Source organism: Streptomyces sp. NPDC005402, from assembly GCF_040606575.1.
GTDB lineage: Bacteria > Actinomycetota > Actinomycetes > Streptomycetales > Streptomycetaceae > Streptomyces.
On sequence record NZ_JBEXFB010000040.1, the window covers coordinates 24,895 to 41,969 of the forward strand.

Annotated in this window: 20 protein-coding genes and 1 pseudogene; 12 read left to right on the forward strand and 9 right to left on the reverse strand. The window is 71.3% G+C overall.

The genetic code is table 11. From position 1 onward, the window contains the following. The first annotated feature begins 75 nt into the window (after nt 1–75). Entirely contained in the window at nt 76–525 is a 450-nt protein-coding gene (locus ABZT02_RS42625) for a hypothetical protein (protein WP_356028036.1), read from the forward strand. 405 nt (nt 526–930) lie between these two features. Here ABZT02_RS42625 and ABZT02_RS42630 read toward each other — a convergent pair whose 3' ends face one another. The 3 genes from ABZT02_RS42630 to ABZT02_RS42640 form a co-directional block, all read right to left on the reverse strand. Next, nucleotides 931–2,076 (reverse strand): RNA polymerase sigma factor SigF, encoded by a 1,146-nt coding sequence (locus ABZT02_RS42630; RefSeq protein WP_356028039.1) that lies wholly within the window; start codon nt 2,074–2,076, stop codon nt 931–933. 17 nt (nt 2,077–2,093) lie between these two features. After that, nucleotides 2,094–2,507: an anti-sigma regulatory factor gene (locus ABZT02_RS42635; RefSeq protein WP_004925829.1), complete on the reverse strand. Its 414-nt coding sequence runs from the start codon at nt 2,505–2,507 to the stop codon at nt 2,094–2,096. 260 nt (nt 2,508–2,767) lie between these two features. Then, entirely contained in the window at nt 2,768–3,028 is a 261-nt protein-coding gene (locus ABZT02_RS42640; RefSeq protein WP_355751043.1) for a UBP-type zinc finger domain-containing protein, read from the reverse strand. Between the two features lie 85 nt (nt 3,029–3,113). Here ABZT02_RS42640 and ABZT02_RS42645 point away from each other — a divergent pair, with 85 nt between their 5' ends. Beyond that, entirely contained in the window at nt 3,114–4,712 is a 1,599-nt protein-coding gene (locus tag ABZT02_RS42645; RefSeq protein WP_356028042.1) for a Na+/H+ antiporter, read from the forward strand. Between the two features lie 26 nt (nt 4,713–4,738). Here the strand turns inward: ABZT02_RS42645 and ABZT02_RS42650 are convergent, their stop codons facing one another. Both ABZT02_RS42650 and ABZT02_RS42655 read right to left on the reverse strand, forming a co-directional pair. Further along, a complete protein-coding gene (locus tag ABZT02_RS42650; RefSeq protein WP_356028044.1) occupies nt 4,739–5,632 on the reverse strand; it encodes a pyridoxal-phosphate dependent enzyme in 894 nt (297 codons plus the stop codon). Nucleotides 5,633–5,654: 22 nt separating this feature from the next. Then, on the reverse strand, nt 5,655–6,245 hold the full coding sequence (locus ABZT02_RS42655; RefSeq protein WP_356028046.1) for an N-acetylmuramoyl-L-alanine amidase: 591 nt from the start codon (nt 6,243–6,245) through the stop codon (nt 5,655–5,657). Nucleotides 6,246–6,557: 312 nt separating this feature from the next. On the opposite strand from ABZT02_RS42655, the gene ABZT02_RS42660 reads away from it, so the two are divergent. From ABZT02_RS42660 to ABZT02_RS42670, 3 genes are all read left to right on the forward strand, one after another. Further along, on the forward strand, nt 6,558–7,964 hold the full coding sequence (locus ABZT02_RS42660) for a family 2B encapsulin nanocompartment shell protein (protein WP_356028049.1): 1,407 nt from the start codon (nt 6,558–6,560) through the stop codon (nt 7,962–7,964). Between the two features lie 167 nt (nt 7,965–8,131). Continuing rightward, nucleotides 8,132–9,394: a family 2 encapsulin nanocompartment cargo protein polyprenyl transferase gene (locus ABZT02_RS42665; RefSeq protein WP_356028052.1), complete on the forward strand. Its 1,263-nt coding sequence runs from the start codon at nt 8,132–8,134 to the stop codon at nt 9,392–9,394. 169 nt (nt 9,395–9,563) lie between these two features. Further along, complete coding sequence (locus tag ABZT02_RS42670) at nt 9,564–10,169, forward strand: GNAT family N-acetyltransferase (RefSeq protein WP_356028054.1); 606 nt, start codon at nt 9,564–9,566, stop codon at nt 10,167–10,169. Between the two features lie 65 nt (nt 10,170–10,234). Here ABZT02_RS42670 and ABZT02_RS42675 read toward each other — a convergent pair whose 3' ends face one another. Next, on the reverse strand, nt 10,235–10,831 hold the full coding sequence (locus ABZT02_RS42675; RefSeq protein WP_356028056.1) for a TetR family transcriptional regulator: 597 nt from the start codon (nt 10,829–10,831) through the stop codon (nt 10,235–10,237). A 117-nt stretch (nt 10,832–10,948) separates the two neighbouring features. Here ABZT02_RS42675 and ABZT02_RS42680 point away from each other — a divergent pair, with 117 nt between their 5' ends. The 5 genes from ABZT02_RS42680 to ABZT02_RS42700 all read left to right on the forward strand — a co-directional run bounded on the left by ABZT02_RS42680 (nt 10,949) and on the right by ABZT02_RS42700 (nt 13,850). Further along, a complete protein-coding gene (locus tag ABZT02_RS42680) occupies nt 10,949–11,533 on the forward strand; it encodes a dihydrofolate reductase family protein (RefSeq protein WP_356028059.1) in 585 nt (194 codons plus the stop codon). Between the two features lie 58 nt (nt 11,534–11,591). After that, the gene (locus ABZT02_RS42685; RefSeq protein WP_356028061.1) at nt 11,592–11,789 is read left to right on the forward strand and encodes a hypothetical protein; all 198 of its coding nucleotides are present in this window, start codon (nt 11,592–11,594) and stop codon (nt 11,787–11,789) included. A 94-nt stretch (nt 11,790–11,883) separates the two neighbouring features. Further along, complete coding sequence (locus tag ABZT02_RS42690) at nt 11,884–12,297, forward strand: YciI family protein (RefSeq protein WP_356028063.1); 414 nt, start codon at nt 11,884–11,886, stop codon at nt 12,295–12,297. Between the two features lie 14 nt (nt 12,298–12,311). Then, entirely contained in the window at nt 12,312–13,508 is a 1,197-nt protein-coding gene (locus tag ABZT02_RS42695; protein WP_356028066.1) for a sigma-70 family RNA polymerase sigma factor, read from the forward strand. Nucleotides 13,509–13,517: 9 nt separating this feature from the next. Continuing rightward, the gene (locus tag ABZT02_RS42700; protein ID WP_356028068.1) at nt 13,518–13,850 is read left to right on the forward strand and encodes a DUF952 domain-containing protein; all 333 of its coding nucleotides are present in this window, start codon (nt 13,518–13,520) and stop codon (nt 13,848–13,850) included. A 222-nt stretch (nt 13,851–14,072) separates the two neighbouring features. On the opposite strand, the gene ABZT02_RS42705 is transcribed toward ABZT02_RS42700, so the two are convergent. The 3 genes from ABZT02_RS42705 to ABZT02_RS42715 are packed head-to-tail and all read right to left on the reverse strand — an operon-like array spanning nt 14,073 to nt 15,692. After that, nucleotides 14,073–14,819 carry a VOC family protein gene (locus tag ABZT02_RS42705; RefSeq protein WP_356028070.1) on the reverse strand — a complete coding sequence of 249 codons (747 nt, stop codon included), beginning with the start codon at nt 14,817–14,819 and terminating at the stop codon, nt 14,073–14,075. Nucleotides 14,820–14,873: 54 nt separating this feature from the next. Next, a complete protein-coding gene (locus ABZT02_RS42710) occupies nt 14,874–15,287 on the reverse strand; it encodes a VOC family protein (protein ID WP_355751004.1) in 414 nt (137 codons plus the stop codon). A gap of 9 nt (nt 15,288–15,296) precedes the next feature. After that, nucleotides 15,297–15,692, reverse strand: a complete 396-nt coding sequence (locus ABZT02_RS42715; RefSeq protein WP_356028073.1) for a helix-turn-helix transcriptional regulator — start codon at nt 15,690–15,692, stop codon at nt 15,297–15,299. A 195-nt stretch (nt 15,693–15,887) separates the two neighbouring features. On the opposite strand from ABZT02_RS42715, the pseudogene ABZT02_RS42720 reads away from it, so the two are divergent. Together ABZT02_RS42720 and ppk2 are read left to right on the forward strand one after the other, a co-directional pair. Beyond that, nucleotides 15,888–16,120, forward strand: a pseudogene (locus ABZT02_RS42720) (hypothetical protein). Nucleotides 16,121–16,145: 25 nt separating this feature from the next. Further along, complete coding sequence (gene ppk2, locus ABZT02_RS42725) at nt 16,146–17,018, forward strand: polyphosphate kinase 2 (protein ID WP_356028076.1); 873 nt, start codon at nt 16,146–16,148, stop codon at nt 17,016–17,018. Nucleotides 17,019–17,075 lie beyond the last annotated feature (57 nt).

Sequence of the window (17,075 nt, forward strand, 5' to 3'; positions counted from 1 at the left end):
CAACCTGCGCGCGGGGGTGTGCGTTGCCCGCGCCTGACCCGCGGCGGCTTCGGGGGCGAGGGCTACCCTTCAGGGGTGAGCAGCGAGCAGACCCCCACCACTCCCGAGACCGCCGGTCCGCGCCCGCGGCGCCTGACGTACGCCGCCGCCCTGGCCGCCCTGGAAGGGCTGGCGCTCGTCGCGGGAGGCGTCTGGATGCTCGTGGAGGGCCTGGCCGGCGACCCGGACGACCGGCAGTCGGCCGTCACCGGTGGCATCACGCTGATCGTCCTGGCGCTGCTGCCGCTCCTCGCCGCACGCGGGCTGCTCGGTCGGCGCAGCTGGAGTCGGGGCCCGGCCGTCATCACCCAGATCATGGCCCTGCCCGTCGCCTACAACCTTCTCCAGGCCGACAGTGTGGCGCTCCCGGCGGGCATCGCCCTCGCGGTCGTCGCGGTGGCCGCGCTGATGCTGCTGATCAACCCGGCGACGACCCAGGCGCTCGGAATCAGGGGGCCGGGACGGGCACAGGACGGCAAGCAGTAGCCGTTGGTGTGTGGGCCGCTGTCGGCTCCGAGTGCCGACCGGGTGCTGCGGGCCGAGTCGGCGGGCAGGGGCCGTAGGTCTTACGGCGCTTGTCCGGTCGGGGAGAGCAGTCGCAGCCGCTTCCATGTGCGAGCGGCGAGTGAGGGGCCGGTAGGCCGTAGACCGTAGCCGTCGGTCCGGTGCACCGCTGTCGGTCGTCTGCCGTGGTGGGCCGCGGGACCTGAGGGGCCGACGGCGACCGTACAGCTGTGAACCCTGGCCCCGGAACGCCGGTTCGGGTCGTAGGGCGGAGACGCTCGGCGACGTCCGGCCTGAGGCCGCGCCCGGCGGCGAGCGGTGGCCTCGGCCGGGCAGGGGATGTCGTCGGCCCGGAATGCGTGCCGCTGCCCAGGGCGGGCCCTGGGCCTACTCCTCCACCAGCAGCTTCTCCCGGAGCTGGGCCAGGGTGCGGGCCAGCAGGCGGGAGACGTGCATCTGGGAGATGCCGACCTCCTGCGCGATCTGCGACTGGGTCATGTTGCCGAAGAAGCGGAGGAGAAGGATTCGCTTCTCGCGGGGCGGGAGATCCTCGAGCAGCGGCTTCAGGGACTCCCGGTACTCGACGCCCTCCAGCGCCTCGTCCTCCGCGCCGAGGGTGTCCGCCACCGCCGGGGACTCGTCGTCCGTGTCGGGGACGTCCAGGGACAGCGTGGAGTACGCGTTGGCGGACTCCAGGCCCTCCAGGACCTCCTCCTCCGAGATGGCCAGCTTCTCGGCCAGCTCGTGGACCGTGGGGGAGCGGCCGTGCTGCTGGGAGAGCTCCGCCGTGGCCGTCGTCAGGGCCAGGCGCAGTTCCTGCAGGCGCCGGGGCACCCGGACCGCCCAGCCCTTGTCACGGAAGTGGCGCTTGATCTCGCCCACCACGGTGGGGGTCGCGTAGGTCGAGAACTCCACCCCGCGGTCCGGGTCGAAACGGTCGACCGACTTGATCAGACCGATGGTGGCGACCTGGGTCAGGTCGTCCAGCGGCTCGCCGCGGTTGCGGAAGCGGCGCGCGAGGTGCTCGACGAGCGGCAGGTGCATCCGGACCAGCCGGTTGCGCAGCTCCGCGTACTCCGGGCTGCCGTCCTTCAGCGCGCGCAGCTCGACGAACAGGGCCCGTGCCCCGCTGCGGTCGTGTGGATCGTGCCGCGGGACCGGCGTGTTGTTCGCGCCCGCCGCGCCGTCCTCTGCGTTTCGCTCGTGCTCGCTCATCGTCCCGCCCGTCGCCCTTCCACGAGCCCTCGCCTCCGTCGGCACCGGGACGACCCCGGTCCTCCCTGCCGGAGGCGCACCCTGCACGGCACCGTTCCGATCACGCCGGCCGTCGTCCAGGAAGCCGGTCGCCGTCGTGTCGACGACGTCCTCCTCCGGATGCGGCCGGGGCTGCTCGGGGATGCCGTCGATGCCGTCCGCCATGCGACGGGAACCGCCGGAGCCGTCGTCGCCCAGGCTGTCGGCGCCGCTCGGGCCGACAGGACGGTGCCCGCCCTCGGCCGGCAGCTCCCGTGTGCCGCGCTCTTCGTCCCGCACCGGCCCGTCCCCGTTCCTCACGCCGGCCCGGGTCCCGCGCCGCGCTGTTTGTAGAGGCTGATCGAAACGGTCTTGTCCTCGTCCACGGCCGACGAGACCTTGCCCGCGAGGGCCGAGAGGACGGTCCAGGCGAAGGTGTCCCGTGACGGTGCGTGACCGTCCGTGGTCGGGGCCGAGACGGTGACCTCCAGCGAGTCGTCGACGAGTCGGAAGACACAGCTGAGCACCGAGCCGGGCACGGCCTGCTGGAGCAGGATCGCGCAGGCCTCGTCCACTGCGATGCGCAGGTCCTCGATCTCGTCGAGGGTGAAGTCCAAACGGGCTGCGAGGCCGGCCGTGGCCGTCCGCAGCACCGACAGGTAGGCACCCGCGGCCGGCAGCCGGACTTCCACGAAGTCCTGGGTCGCGGGCTCGCCTGCGATCTGGGACACCCTCACCTCCAAGGTGGTACAAGCTTTACGGGGGCCGAGGGTCGCCCCCCGGAGTAACGCGACGTGTGGTTCAGCGGTGACGCTATCGCGCTCTCGACTTTCCTGTCCCCGGGACCCCAACCCCTTGCCGTCACTCACAGTAAAACTGTGGACACGCTCCGTGTCTAGGGGTTTGCGGCTCCAATTGGGAAGAACGCGCGCCGGGTTGACGTACCCAGACGTCAGACGGTCGAACCGTCCTGGAACCCGGGGGTCCAGGGTCACACAAGGACGTGGTCCACGAAGCACCAACGCCAGTTCTCACCCGGTTCGTGGGTCCGCATGACCGGGTGCTCGGAGTCCTTGTGGTGCTTCGTCGCATGTTGTCCCGGCGAGGAGTCGCAGCAGCCGACGTGACCGCAGGACAGGCACAGGCGCAGTTGTACCGGGTGGGTACCGTCCCTCAAGCACTCCGGGCAGGTGTCGCTGAGCGGCTCGGGCTCCGGGTGCGGCAGCGCGTCCGCGTGCGTGCACTGTTTCATGATTGCCAGGTTACGACGGCCGCGCGGACGGTCGCGCGAAAAAAGAGGGCGGGCGCACGACGATGAGCGAGGGCGGGCGAGGGCCATGGACGTGATGCCACTGCTGTTGCTGGTGGCAGGGAGCGCGGGGATCGCCGCGGCAGCCCGGCGCACCCCGATTCCGGCGCCGCTGCTGCTGGTCGCGGCCGGCCTGCTGATCTCGTACGTCCCGGGAGTCCCCGAGTACACGCTCGACCCGGACGTCGTCCTGCCCATCATCCTGCCGCCGTTGCTGCACTCCGCGGCCACCGACAGCTCCTATCTCGACCTCAGGGCCCAGATGCGGCCCGTGGCGCTGCTGTCGGTGGGATACGTGCTCTTCGCGACCCTCGCCGTCGGCTGGGCGGCGTACCAGATCGTGCCGGGTCTGTCGCTGACCGGGGCGCTCGTGCTGGGCGCGGTGGTGGCGCCGCCGGACGCGGTCGCGGCGACGGCGGTGGCACGCCGCGTGGGGCTGCCCTCCCGGATCACGACCATCCTCCAGGGCGAGTCCCTGGTGAACGACGCGACCGCGATCACCGCCTACCGGGTCGCGCTCGCGGCCGCGATCGGAGAGGGGGCCACCTGGGCGGGCGGCATCGGCGAGTTCCTGCTCGCGGCGGTGGGCGGGGTCGTGGTCGGGCTGGTGCTGATGGTGCCGATCCACTGGCTGCGGACCCACCTCAAGGAGCCGCTGCTGCAGAACACGCTCTCCCTGCTCATCCCGTTCGTCGCCTATGCGGCGGCCGAGCAGTTCCACGCGTCCGGGGTGCTCGCGGTGGTCGTGGTCGCCCTCTTCCTCGGACACCGCGCGTGGGAGGTCGACTTCGCGACGCGCCTCCAGGAGGAGGCCGTCTGGAAGATGGTCGCCTTCGTCCTGGAGTCGTCGGTGTTCGCCCTCATCGGGCTCCAACTGCCCGTGGTGCTGAAGGGCCTCGGCGCGTACGAGGGCGGTCCCGCCGCCTGGTACGCGGTCGCCGTCTTCCTCGTGGTCGTCGTGTCGAGGTTCGTGTGGGTCTATCCGGCGACCTTCCTGCCGTACATCCTCTCCGCGCGGATCCGCGCGCGGGAGGACAACCCCACCTGGAAGGGGCCCTTCGTGATCGCCTGGGCCGGGATGCGGGGCGTGGTCTCGCTGGCGATCGCCTTCTCGATCCCGGAGCACCTGCACGACGGCGAGCCGTTCGAGGGCCGCAACCTGATCCTCTTCCTGACCTTCACGACGGTCATCGGCACCCTCGTCGTCCAGGGCGTCACCCTGCCCCCGCTGATCCGCCTGCTGAAGCTCCCCGGCCGCGACCAGCAGGCCGAGACCCTCGCCGAGGCCAACGCCCAGGCGCAGGCCTCACGGGCCGCCGAACGGCGCCTGGACGAACTCCTCTCCGACGAGCGCAACGCCCTCCCACCGCCCCTGGCCGACCGCCTGCGCATGGTCCTGGACCGCCGCCGCAACGCCGTCTGGGAACGGCTCGGCCAGTCCAACCCCCTCACCGGCGAGACCGTCGACGACACCTACCGCCGGCTGTCCCGCGAGATGATCGGCGCCGAGCGCGCGGTGTTCGTGAAGCTGCGGGACCACCGCTACATCGACGACGAGATGCTGCGGACACTGCTGCGCAGGCTGGACCTGGAGGAGGCCGCGGCGTACCGGGAGGCGGCCGAGTAGGGCCGGCCGAACAAGCGGGGCGGACGTCAGGGAAAGGGGCGGCCGGTGATCACGGCCGCCAGTGTCGTCCCGCGCGGGAAGGCGCCCTCCTCGGTGAGGGCGACAAGGCCGTAGAGCAACTTGGCGACATAGAGACGTTCCACGGGGACACCGTGGCGGTGCTCGAAGTCCTCGGCGAAGGTGTCGAGTTCGGGGGGTGTGCGGGCGTAGCCGCCGAAGTGGAAGCGGTCGTCGAGCGTCCAGTCGCCGCGTCGGGCACCGAAGGCACGGCGTTGCAGGGACTCTATGTCGGCGGTCAGGAAGCCGCCCTTGAGAACGGGGACGCCCAGGCAGCGCTGGTTCGGGGCCAGTCCGGCCGCCAGGCCCGCCAGGGTGCCGCCGGTGCCGCAGGCGATCGCCACGACGTCGGCCCGCCCCGACAACTCCTCGCCGAGTGCGCGGCACCCTTGTACGGCCAGGGGGTTGCTGCCGCCCTCCGGGACGACGTACGCGTCCTCGGCGTCCGCCGCGCGCAGCACGCGCGCGAGGGTGTCCGGTTCGGTCTTGCGGCGGTACGTCGGCCGGTCGACGAAGTGCAGTCGCATGCCGTCGGCCGCACACCGGGCGAGGGAGGGGTTCAGGGGGCGGTCGGCGAGTTCCTCACCGCGGACGACGCCGACCGTGGGCAGGGCCAGGAGGCGGCCCGCGGCGGCCGTGGCGCGCAGATGGTTGGAGTACGCGCCGCCGAAGGTGACGACCGTACGGTCGGCCGTCGCGGTGAGGTTCGGCGCGAGTTTGCGCCACTTGTTGCCGACGAGCTCGGGGTGGATCAGGTCGTCGCGCTTGAGGAGGAGGCGCACGCCGTGCCGGGCGAAGCGCGGGTCCGACAGCTCCTGCAGGGGCGAGGGCAGGCGGGGGCGCAGGGTGTCGAGGCCGGTCACGCCCCCATTGTGACCTGCGGGGTCACTTCAGGCGCTCCCGGATCCGGCCGCGCAGCCAGGCCATCGTGAAGCCCCGCGGATCCACCTTGCCCGGCTGCCACTCCAGGTGGCCGATGACCGACCGTTCCGTCCAGCCGTGGTGGCGGCACACCGCCGCCGACACCTGCTCGATCGCCTTCAGCTGGGCGGCCGGCCAGGGATCCTCCCCGTCGCCGAGGTTCTCGCACTCGAAGCCGTAGAAGTGGCGGTTGCCGTCGGTGTTGGCCTCGTTGTCGAGGGGGAGCGCCTTCTCCGCGATCACCGCCCGCAGGACGTCGTCGTCGCCGAGACCGGCGTGGTTGGCGCGGCCGTAGCCGACGAGATGGACCGTGCCGTTCTTGGTGATGACTCCGTGGCACAGGGGGCCAGGCAGGCCGGTGTAGCCCTTGCGGCACAGCTCCACCGTCGCCGCGCTGCCCTTGGTCACCGTGTGGTGGATCATCACGCCGTGCACCGGTCCCCAGGCGCCGACGTGGTTGCGGTTGTGGTGCTCCCAGTCGCCGACCTCGACGACGGTCGCGCCCTCCGCCCGCAGGACGGCAAGGAATCTGTCCGCGGACATGGGTGAGGCCATGGCTCCCTCCTTCGCGTCGCGACCAGCCACCGACCGCGGCCGGCCCCTACCGGTGCTTGTACCGAAAGTGGCGGACTCCGACTCCTGGCTCGTACAGCGTGCGAGCTGATTCGGACAGTCAAATTCCGTTCTTCGAAGTCGAATTGACTGGACGTCAGTGGATAGGAAGCGCGCATATGCCCATCCCCGCGGTGATCCATTCCCCCTCTTTCGGGTAATAGCACCGGCACGCTCGGTGAGGAAGGCTTGCTCTTGCACATCGGTGCCGGGGCGCAGATCGCGTCCGGGCATGTACCGGGAGGGCAATTCCTTATGTCGGTAGGCGAAGAGGTCCGCACCGAGCAGGACCGGCCGCAGCAGAGCCTCGGCACAGCGGCCGCGCGGAACCTGGCCACCACCACCAAGTCCGCGCCTCAGATGCAGGAGATCAGCTCCCGCTGGCTGCTGCGCATGCTGCCCTGGGTGAACGTACAGGGCGGTACGTACCGGGTGAACCGGCGCCTGAGCTACGCCGTGGGCGACGGCCGGGTGACCTTCGTGAAGACCGGGGACCGGGTCGAGGTGATCCCCGCCGAGCTGCGCGAGCTGCCGGCCCTCAGGTCGTACGAGGACGACGAGGTGCTCTCCGAGCTCGCCCAGCGCTGCCAGCAGCGGGAGTTCACCCAGGGTTCGGTGATCGCGTCCTTCGGCGCCCAGGCCGACGAGGTGTATCTGCTGGCGCACGGCAGGGTGGAGAAGGTCGGCACCGGCCCCTACGGCGACGACGCGGTCCTCGGGGTCCTGGCCGACGGCGCCTACTTCGGCGACCAGGCGCTCCTCGACCCGGACGCCATCTGGGAGTACACCGCCCGCGCGGCCACCGCCTGCACGGTCCTCGTGCTGCCCCGCCAGGACGTCGACCAGGTGGCGGAGCGCGCCGAAGCTCTGGGCGAGCACCTCCGGGAACAGCGCGCGATCCCCTCGCAGCGCACCAACAAATACGGCGAGAAAGAGATCGACCTCGCGGCGGGCCACGCGGGCGAGCCCGACATCCCGCACACCTTCGTCGACTACGACGCCCGGCCCCGCGAGTACGAACTGAGCATCGCCCAGACCGTCCTGCGCATCCACACGCGCGTCGCCGACCTCTACAACCAGCCGATGAACCAGACGGAACAGCAGATCCGGCTGACCGTCGAGGCCCTCAAGGAGCGCCAGGAGCACGAGCTCGTCAACAACCGTGAGTTCGGGCTGCTGAACAACTGCGAGTACGACCAGCGACTCCAGCCGCACGACGGTGTGCCCAGCCCCGACGATCTCGACGAACTGCTCAGCCGCCGCCGGGGCACCAAGCTGCTGCTCGCCCACCCGCGCGCGATCTCCGCGATCGGCCGTGAGCTCAACAAGCGCGGACTGGTCCCCGAGACCATCGACATGGGCGGCAACCGCATCCCCACCTGGCGCGGGGTGCCGATCTATCCGTGCAACAAGATCCCGGTCACCCCGGAGCGGACCACCTCGATCATCGCCATGCGTACCGGTGAGGCCGACCAGGGCGTCATCGGCCTCCAGCAGGCCGGTATCCCGGACGAGATCGAGCCGAGCCTGTCGGTGCGGTTCATGGGCATCAACGAACAGTCGATCATCAAGTACCTGGTGACGGCCTACTACTCGGCGGCCGTGCTGGTGCCGGACGCGCTCGGAGTCATGGAGAACGTCGAGATCGGCCGCTGGAGGTGACGTTCCCGAGCCGGGGAGCCGTGTCCCCGCCCACCGGGGCGGGCACACCCCGGTCGGACACCGGCGTGGGGGCATCCCGGTCGACCTCCGGGGTGGAGGCACCCCGGAGGAGCGGGCCCGCCCACAGCGGAAGCGCCACCGTCCGCGGACTGACCGAGGGGGGTCCCATGGCCGAGTTCACGACGGGTACGCAGGCACTGGCGACCGAGAGGACGGAGGCGCCGGCCGCCGGGGGGACCGGGGGCGGGGCACCGGCCGGAGAGACGGGCCGGCTCGACGGGGCCGAGGCGCGTCCGCTGCACGAGCCCGACACGATGGCCGAGACCCATCCGCGTCACGGGCCCGACGTGCCGCCCCAGGGCCGCCCGCTCCACGGACCCGACGCCCGGGCCGAGGCGCGTTCGGCAGACGGGCACGAGGCCGCGGTGATCCTGGAGCGGGCCCGGGCGTCGGTCGACCCCGAGCTGCGTTCCGCGCTGGAGTCGCTGCCCGGCTCCCTGCGCCGGGTCGCGCTCTACCACTTCGGCTGGGAGCACGCCGACGGCACTCCGGCTGCGGGCAACGCGGGCAAGGCGATACGGCCCGCACTCGTCCTCACCGCGGCCGCCGCTCTCGGCGGGGACCGGGCACGGGCGGCGGCCGTCCGGGCCGCCGTGGCGGTGGAGCTGGTGCACAACTTCACGTTGCTGCACGACGACGTGATGGACCGCGACACCACCCGCCGGCACCGCGCCACGGCGTGGACCGTGTTCGGCGACCCCGACGCGATCCTGGCCGGGGACGCCCTCCAGGCGCTGGCGCTGCGGCTGCTGGCCGAGGACCCGCACCCCGCGGCGGGACCGGCCGCGGCCCGGCTCGCGGCCTGTGTCGTCGAACTGTGCGAGGGCCAGCACGAGGACACCGCCATGCAGGAGCTCGGTCCCGGCGAGGTCACCCTCGACCAGGTGCTCGTGATGGCGGAGGCCAAGACGGGCGCGCTGCTCGGGTGTGCCTGTGCGCTCGGCGCGCTGTACGCGGGCGCGTCCGCCGAGGATGTCGGGGCGATGGACGCGTTCGGCCGGGAGGCGGGCCTCGCCTTCCAGCTCATCGACGACGTGATCGGCATATGGGGCGACCCGAGCCGCACCGGCAAACCGGTCGGCGCGGACCTCGCCGCCCGCAAGAAGTCCCTCCCGGTGGTCGCCGCGCTCACCTCCGGTACGGCCGCGGCCGCGGACCTGGCCGAGCTGTACGCGGCGCCGTACGCCGAGGAGGACCTGGTGCGCACGGCCCTGGCCGTCGAGGAGGCCGGCGGCCGTGACTGGGCGCAGGCGCAGGCCGCCGACCGGATGGCCCGGGCGATGGATCAACTGGCCCGTGCGGTGCCCGATCCGGAGGCGGCGGGCGGGCTGCTCTCCCTCGCGGAGTTCGTGACGCGGCGCAGCGCCTGAGGACCCCGGGGCGCCCGGCACCGCGCGGTTCCTGATCCCGCGCGGCCTCCGGGGGTCCCGGCCGACGGGTCCCGCACATCCCCACGGTGTGCGGGGCCCGCTTCCGCATGCTCACCGGATAGTCTCAACACCCTTGTGACCAACGGTGGTTGAGATGAAGGGGTGGGGCATGGGCGTGGCGATACGGACCGCCGGCAGCAGCGATCGCGAACTGGTGACGCGACTGCTGGACTCGGCTTTCCAGGACGATCCGGTCAGCGGGTGGATCTTCCCGGGGGAGGAGTACCGCCGTACGACGCATCCCCGGTTGATGGCCGCGTTCGTGGACATCGTGATGGCCGAGGGGCGGGTGGACGTCACGGAGGACGGGACCGCGTGCGCGCTGTGGCTGCCGGTGCCGGCGGACGGGGGCGAGGAGATGGACGGCGAGGACGGGTTCGCCGCACTGCGTGAGGCTCTCGATCCGGGCAATGAGCGCATCGAGCTGATCGGGCGGCTCACGGCCGAGGTGCATCCGGCCGGGCGGGCCCACGAGTACCTGTGGATGATCGGCGTGGCTCCCGAGCGGCAGGGGGAGGGGCTCGGGACCGCGCTCATCGGGTCGGTGCTGGAGCGGTGCGACCGGGAGGGGGTGCCGGCGTATCTGGAGGCGAGCAGTGCGCGGAGCCGGGGGCTGTACGAGCGGCTCGGGTTCGAGCTCGTGGAGCGGCCGCTCGACCTGCCTGACGGGCCGCAGATGTGGCCGATGTGGCGCGAGCCGCGCGCTTCGCGATAGTGCCGGAGGGGGCGTCGCACGGCGCGGCCGGGGCGAAGCCGGCCGCGTGGTCCCCCGCCCCCTGACTAGCTCGGCGGGGCCGGGACCACCGTCTCCACGATCCGTTCCACCAGGCCCTCCGGAACTCCCACCCCCGGCAGTACTCCCTCCAGCGCCCCGGGCAGCGTCAGGTGTTCGAGCAGCAGTCCCAGCATCGCCAGATAGAGCACCGTGACCGTCTCGTCGCCGCCCGGCAGGCCCGCCTCGCGGTGGAACCGGATGCCCTCCTCCAGGTCCGCTCGGACCGACGTGGTGAAGGACGCGCGGAGTGCGGGGCGGCGGGTGGCCTCCAGGCGCATTTCCAGAAGGGCCAGATAGCCCGTGTGGTCGTGGGTCGCGCGGGCCATCAGGTCGTGCATGAAGGCCGCGACCAGGGAGCGGTCCTTCGGCCGGGTCAGCAGTTCGGCGAACTTGTCCGGGTCGGGAGCCAGCCGGATGTGCAGGCGGGCGTCGATCTGCCTCAGCAGGTCGTCGCGGTCCGTGAAGTAGTTCGAGGCCGTCCCCACCGGGACGCCCGCCTCGGTGTCGACCGCGCGGAACGTCAGACCGCGCGCCCCCTCGCGGGCGAGCACATCGACCCCCGCGTCCACGAGCGTGGCCCGGCGTTCCGGATTGCTGGCCATGCGGAATCTCCCTTCCCAGTTGCACCCGGCGTCGGAAACGCCTTGCAACCACTACAGGTGAAGTACTACAACTGACGTGGTTCACATGCCGAGCGCAGCCTACGAAAAGAGACCCGCTTGCGAAAGCTCACGTACTTCATCGCCTGCACGATCGACGGCTTCATCGGGGACGAGAGCGGCGACGCCTCGTTCATGTACCGGTTCGTCGACGAGGAGTTCCTCTCCTACCTCAAGGCCGAGTTCCCGGAGACCATCTATGCCCAGGGTCGCAGGGCCCTCGGCATCCACGACCTGGAGCACCGGAGGTTCGACACGATCGTCCAGGGCCGCGGCAGCTACGAGGTGGCCCTGAAGGAGGGCGTCACCAGCCCCTATGACCACCTGCGCGAGTACGTCGCCTCGCGCACCCTCACCGAGTCGCCCGACCCGCACGTCGAGATCATCGGCGACGACCTGATCGCCAAGGTGCGCGAGCTGAAGGCGGAGGACTGCGAGTTCGACATCTACCTGTGCGGCGGCTCCAAGCTCGCGGGCGAACTCCACGACGAGATCGACGAACTCGTCATCAAGACGTACCCCGTGGTCCTCGGCACCGGCATGCCGATGTTCGGTTCCGGCTTCGCCCTCACCGAGTTCACACTCGACGAGGTCCGCGTCTTCGACAACGGCGTCGTGGTGCGGACGTACGGCAGGACGAGCTGACCGCAGCAGAGGCCGACAGCGGCAGGCGCCCGCGGCCCCTTCGTCCTACCCTGAGGACATGGGCAGCGACGAACGCGTCTGTCCCGTCTGCGGACAGCCGGTCGAGACAGTCGTACGGCGTCACAAGACGCTGGGTGCGTGGGTCCCGGTATGGGCGGACGGCCCGTGCCGCAACCCCGAGTGTGAGGCGCACGCCGGCCAGGCCGCCGAGTCCGGCGAGGACCACGGCGGCGCACCCGCCGGAAAAAGTTCCTGAATCCCTGTCGAGAATCCGTCCCCGGCTCCGACGTCCCCTGTGAAAGCCGCCCGCACCGGGCGGCCGAGCCGACCGAAGCCGAAGGAGCGGAATCATGAAGTACCTGGTCATGGTGCAGGGAACGCAGGCCGACTACGACGCCATGCGCGGCAAGGGCTCCGAGCACTCCCCGGCCTGGAGCGAGCAGGAGATCCAGACGATGTACGCCTTCATGAGCGCCGTCAACGACGACCTGTCCGAGACCGGCGAGATGCTCGACGGCCAGGGCCTCGCCGAGCCCGCGAAGGTCCGGCACGTCAGCCGGGGCGCGGACGGCAAGGCCGTGATCACCGACGGCCCGTACAGCGAGACCAAGGAGCTGCTGTGCGGCTACTGGGTGCTGGAGTGCGAGAGTCTGGAGCGCGTCACGGAGATCGCCGAGCGCATCGCCCAGTGCCCCCAGCCCGCCGGTGCCCCCGAGTACCCGGTGGTGATCCGGCCCATCCTGGACGGCGCCGGGGACATCTGAGAACCGTGCGAGCGATGACCCCGACCGAGGACCTGCTGCGCCTGCACGCGCCGCAGGTCCTCGGCGCGCTGGTCAGGCGGTACGGCCGTTTCGATGCCGCCGAGGACGCCGTACAGGAGGCACTGCTGGCCGCGGCCGGGCAGTGGCCGGCCGCCGGGGTGCCCGACAATCCGCGCGGGTGGCTCATCAAGGTGGCCTCCCGGCGGCTGACCGACGTGCTGCGCGCGGAGGAGGCACGGCGGGCGAGGGAGGAGAAGGCGGCCGCGCTGAGCGTGCGGGACACCGCCCTCGCCGACCGCGCGCCGCGCCCCGACGACACCCTGTCCCTGCTGTTCCTGTGCTGCCATCCGCAGCTCACCCCGTCCGCGCAGATCGCGCTCACCCTGCGTGCGGTCGGCGGTCTGACCACGGCGGAGATCGCCCGGGCGTACCTCGTCCCCGAGGCGACCATGGCCCAGCGGGTCAGCCGGGCCAAGCAGAAGGTCCGGGGCGTGAGCTTCGGGCGGCCCGACAACTGGGCGGAACGGCTGCCCGCCGTCCTGCACACCCTCTACCTGATCTTCAACGAGGGCCATACGGCGACCTCCGGCCCGGCCCTCCAGCGCCGCGACCTCGCCGGAGAGGCGATCCGCCTGACCCGCACGGTCCACCGTCTGCTCCCCGACGACTGCGAGACCGCGGGCCTGCTCGCCCTGATGCTCCTCACCGACGCCCGCCGCGACGCCCGCACCGGCCCGGGCGGCGACCTGGTCCCCCTCGACGAACAGGACCGCGGCCGCTGGGACAGGGCGGCGATCGAGGAGGGCGTCGCGCTGGTCACCCGCGCGCTGGCCCGCCGCCGTGCCGGGCCCTATCAGATCCGCGCGGCCATCGCCGCCGTACACGACGAGGCGCCCGCGCCGGAGGCGACCGACTGGCGGGAGATCCTCGGGCTCTACGACGTTCTCGTACGACTCGTTCCGGGGCCCGTGGAGCGACTGAACCGGGCGGTCGCGGTCGCGATGGTGCACGGTCCCGAGGCCGGTCTCGCGGAACTGGACTCGCTCACCGACGAGTTGGGGCACCGCCTGGACGCCGTGCGCGGACATCTGCTGGAGCGGGCCGGTTCCTCCGAGGAGGCGCGTGCCGCGTACGAGTCGGCGGCCGCCAAGACCCTGAGCCTGCCCGAGCAACGCTATTTGCACCGGCGGGCGGCACGGCTGAGGCCTTAACGTGACGGCATGTCCACAACGAACCTCATCGTGCACCTGACCGAACGCTCCCTCTGGGAGGAGGCCCGCGCCCGGGGCACGTACGAGATCTCGACGCGCGGCCGCACCCTCCAGGAGGAGGGATTCATCCACTGCTCGACGCGCGAGCAGCTGCCGGCCGTCGCGGCCTTCCTCTACGGCTCCTACGACGGCCCCGACGACCTGGTGCTCCTCGTCATCGACCCCGCTCGCCTCGACGTCCCGCTGAAGTACGAGGCCCCCGAGCCCGGCGCCGAGGAGTTCCCGCACGTCTACGGGCCGATCCCGGTGGACGCGGTCGTCGACGTGGAGCCGTGGGAGTGAGCGGTCGCCGTCGGGTGTGGGCGTGGGCCGTGGCGGTCTGGGCGGCTCTCGTGGTCGTCACGGGCGGGCTGACGCTGTGGCTGCAGGACTCGGCGGAGCCGCCGGGGCAGTCCAGCTGGGAGAGGAGCGGTCCGCGCCCCGCGCTTCCGGAGGGGTGGGAGAGCATGTGTCCCAGCCTCACCGCCGACCCCGGGGCAGGTCCGACGATCGTTGCCTGCGCGTTCATCTCATCCGGTTAGGCAGTCCGCCCGTCTCCGGGTCGCGCCCTGTCAGGCAGTACAGGCCGCCCGCCGGGTCGCGCAGCACCGTCCAGTTCCGGTGCCGGGCGACGAACTCGGCACCCAGGCGCTCGTGTTCGGCCCGTGTCGCCTCGATGTCCGCGCAGGCCAGGTCGAGATGTGCGGAGGCGGGGCGTTCCTCGTCGAGGCGCTGGAGGAGGATGCGGACCGGGAGGCCGGCCGGTGGCTGGAGGACATGGAACTCGGGGAGCGAGCCGGAGCGCGACTCCCAGTCGGGCAACAGGGCGGCCCAGAAAGCGACTTCGGTGTCGTAGAGGGAGGGCGGGATGTCGAGGCAGACCTGGTCGAGTCGGCTGCCGCGGATCACCGGCGGGCGGGTCGACTGTCCGCGCCAGGGGTCGGCGCAGAACAGCCGGCCGGCGGGGGAGCGGAGCACGACCAACGTGCCCTGGTCGGCGACCACGTGTGCGCCGAGCGCCTGGGCCGCCTTCGCGAACTTCCGTACGTCGTCGACGCAGAAGTCGAGATGGGCACCGCCGGGCCCGGAGGCGACGGCCTGGACCTTGACGCAGGCGTCGGCTCCGCCGAGCGGCACGAGGGTCACGAACTCCCGCCGCTCACCCCGGAATTCGGACAACCGGGTGCCGGTGGCACTGGTCCAGAAGTCGCAGGCCTGAGCGAATCGTGCCGCGGGCCGGTCGACGAAGGCGTACGTCCAGCGGGTAGTCATGCGGTGATCGTAGGCTCCTCCACCTCGCCACCTCTTCTGAATTCGGCGCCTTCTCTACTTCGGCACCTCCATGAACCGCAGCATGTTCCCCGCCGGATCCCGGAACGCACAGTCCCGCACCCCGTACGGCATGTCCGTGGGCTCCTGGATGACATCGGCCCCCGACTCCCGCACCCGGGCGAACAAGGCGTCACAGTCGGTGGTCGTGAAGTTGACCCCCCGCAACAGCCCCTTGGCCAGCAGTCGCGCCATCGCCTCCTTGTCCGCGGGGGACGCGTCCGGGTCCGCGGCCGGCGGCTCCAGCACGATGTCCACGTCCGGCTGGAGCGGCGAGCCGACCGTCACCCAGCGCATGCCCTCGTACCCGACGTCGTTGCGCACCTCCATGCCCAGGACGTCCCGGTAGAACGCGACCGCCTTGTCGTGGTCGTCGACGGCGATGAAGCAGTTCTTGAGTTTGATGTCCATGGCTTCACGTTAGGCCCGTCGGGGCCGGGTGTGCCTGCGGACCACGCACGGCGGGATCCCGGCGATCTCCTCATGGGGGCGTGCGCGGTAGGCGCTCGGCGTCTCGCCCACCAGTTCCGTGAAGCGCGAGCTGAAGGAGCCGAGGGAGGTGCAGCCCACGGCCATGCAGACCTCGGTGACGGAGAGGTCACCCCGCCGCAGCAGCGCCTTCGCGCGCTCGATGCGCCGGGTCATGAGATAGCCGTACGGCGTCTCCCCGAAGGCCGCGCGGAAGCTGCGCTGGAAGTGGCCCGGTGACATCAGCGCGGTGCGGGCGAGCGCGGTCACGTCGAGCGGCTCGGTGTACTCGCGGTCCATGCGGTCCCGCGCCTGCCGCAGCCGGACCAGGTCCTCGATGCTCACCATCACGCCAGCATCGCATGATGCTCACCAGCTGGGCGCGGGGACCTGGAAGGGGCTTTGCCCGGCGTTCTCCTGCCGTACGGAAGCGCTTGCTCCCATGAGAGGCATGGACCACATCACGTTCCTCGTGGCGGTCGTCAGCGTCACGGCCCTGGCCTTCGACGCACGGCCCCCTGAGCCTCTTGAGGAGTTCCTGTCATGAGCATCGACTGGACCGCCCTCGGCCAGGTCACCGCGGTGAGGGTCGGCGTCACCATCGCCGTGGGGGTGGTCTTCGCCCTCGGGTACTCGGGCTCGCCCGCTTCGAGGGGGCGCGGGAGGATGGCGGTGGTGGTACGTCCACGCTCGGCATCGCCCAGACCGGCCTGTGCCTCGCCTGCGCGGCGGTGGCGGCGTACGGCATCTGTCTGATCGTGCCGCAGTTCCACTGAACCACCGAGATGAGAGGGGAGCAGGATGACCCCCCTGCTGAACGACCTGAAGGTCGACTACACCGACCCCGACGACCCCGTGCTCATCCGCCCGGACGGCAGCCCGATCGACACCTGGCGGGAGAACTACCCCTACGCGCATCGCATGGAGCGCAAGGAGTACGACTGGCACAAACGGCTCCAGCAGATCGAACTGCTCAAGCTCCAGAGCTGGATCAAGGAGACCGGGCGCCGGCTCGTCATCGTCTTCGAGGGACGGGACGCGGCCGGCAAGGGCGGCACCATCAAGCGCTTCACGGAGCACCTGAACCCCCGTGGGGCCCGCGTGGTCGCGCTGGAGAAGCCGAACGAGCGCGAGCGCGGGCAGTGGTACTTCCAGCGGTACGTCGAACATCTGCCGACCGCTGGTGAGATCGTGCTGTTCGACCGGTCCTGGTACAACCGGGCCGGTGTGGAGCGGGTCATGGACTTCTGCACGGACGACGAGTACCGGCGCTTCATGCGGCAGGCCCCACTGTTCGAGCGGATGCTCGTCGACGACGGCGTGGACCTGCTGAAGTTCTGGTTCTCGGTCTCCCAGGGCGAGCAGCGCACCCGCTTCACCATCCGCCAGATCGATCCCGTACGGCAGTGGAAGCTCAGCCCCATGGACCTCGCCTCCCTGGACCGCTGGGACGATTACACCGCCGCCAAGGTCGCCATGTTCCGTGAGACGGACACCCAGTTCGCGCCCTGGACGGTGGTCAAGAGCAACGACAAGAAGCGGGCCCGAGTCGAGGCCATGCGCACGGTGTTGGCCCGCTTCGACTACACCGACAAGGACGAGGAGGTGGTCGGCACGCCGGATCCGCGGATCGTGGGCGAGGCGGCGGGGCTGCTGGAGGCGGGCGAGGCCTAGGGGCATGCCGAGAGCGGGCCGAGTGCCGAAGCACACGGGGAGCGAGAGCGCCTGAGT

Bases quoted from the DNA above. Each gene is read 5' to 3' on its own strand.
- ABZT02_RS42695 (WP_356028066.1), top strand. From the start codon at position 12,312: ATGACCCCGACCGAGGACCTGCTGCGCCTGCACGCGCCGCAGGTCCTC.
- ABZT02_RS42660 (WP_356028049.1), top strand. From the start codon at position 6,558: ATGTCGGTAGGCGAAGAGGTCCGCACCGAGCAGGACCGGCCGCAGCAG.
- ABZT02_RS42700 (WP_356028068.1), top strand. From the start codon at position 13,518: ATGTCCACAACGAACCTCATCGTGCACCTGACCGAACGCTCCCTCTGG.
- ABZT02_RS42715 (WP_356028073.1), bottom strand. From the start codon at position 15,692: ATGGTGAGCATCGAGGACCTGGTCCGGCTGCGGCAGGCGCGGGACCGC.
- ABZT02_RS42675 (WP_356028056.1), bottom strand. From the start codon at position 10,831: ATGGCCAGCAATCCGGAACGCCGGGCCACGCTCGTGGACGCGGGGGTC.
- ABZT02_RS42690 (WP_356028063.1), top strand. From the start codon at position 11,884: ATGAAGTACCTGGTCATGGTGCAGGGAACGCAGGCCGACTACGACGCC.
- ABZT02_RS42665 (WP_356028052.1), top strand. From the start codon at position 8,132: ATGGCCGAGTTCACGACGGGTACGCAGGCACTGGCGACCGAGAGGACG.
- ppk2 (WP_356028076.1), top strand. From the start codon at position 16,146: ATGACCCCCCTGCTGAACGACCTGAAGGTCGACTACACCGACCCCGAC.
- ABZT02_RS42645 (WP_356028042.1), top strand. From the start codon at position 3,114: ATGGACGTGATGCCACTGCTGTTGCTGGTGGCAGGGAGCGCGGGGATC.
- ABZT02_RS42685 (WP_356028061.1), top strand. From the start codon at position 11,592: ATGGGCAGCGACGAACGCGTCTGTCCCGTCTGCGGACAGCCGGTCGAG.
- ABZT02_RS42655 (WP_356028046.1), bottom strand. From the start codon at position 6,245: ATGGCCTCACCCATGTCCGCGGACAGATTCCTTGCCGTCCTGCGGGCG.
- ABZT02_RS42705 (WP_356028070.1), bottom strand. From the start codon at position 14,819: ATGACTACCCGCTGGACGTACGCCTTCGTCGACCGGCCCGCGGCACGA.
- ABZT02_RS42640 (WP_355751043.1), bottom strand. From the start codon at position 3,028: ATGAAACAGTGCACGCACGCGGACGCGCTGCCGCACCCGGAGCCCGAG.
- ABZT02_RS42710 (WP_355751004.1), bottom strand. From the start codon at position 15,287: ATGGACATCAAACTCAAGAACTGCTTCATCGCCGTCGACGACCACGAC.
- ABZT02_RS42670 (WP_356028054.1), top strand. From the start codon at position 9,564: ATGGGCGTGGCGATACGGACCGCCGGCAGCAGCGATCGCGAACTGGTG.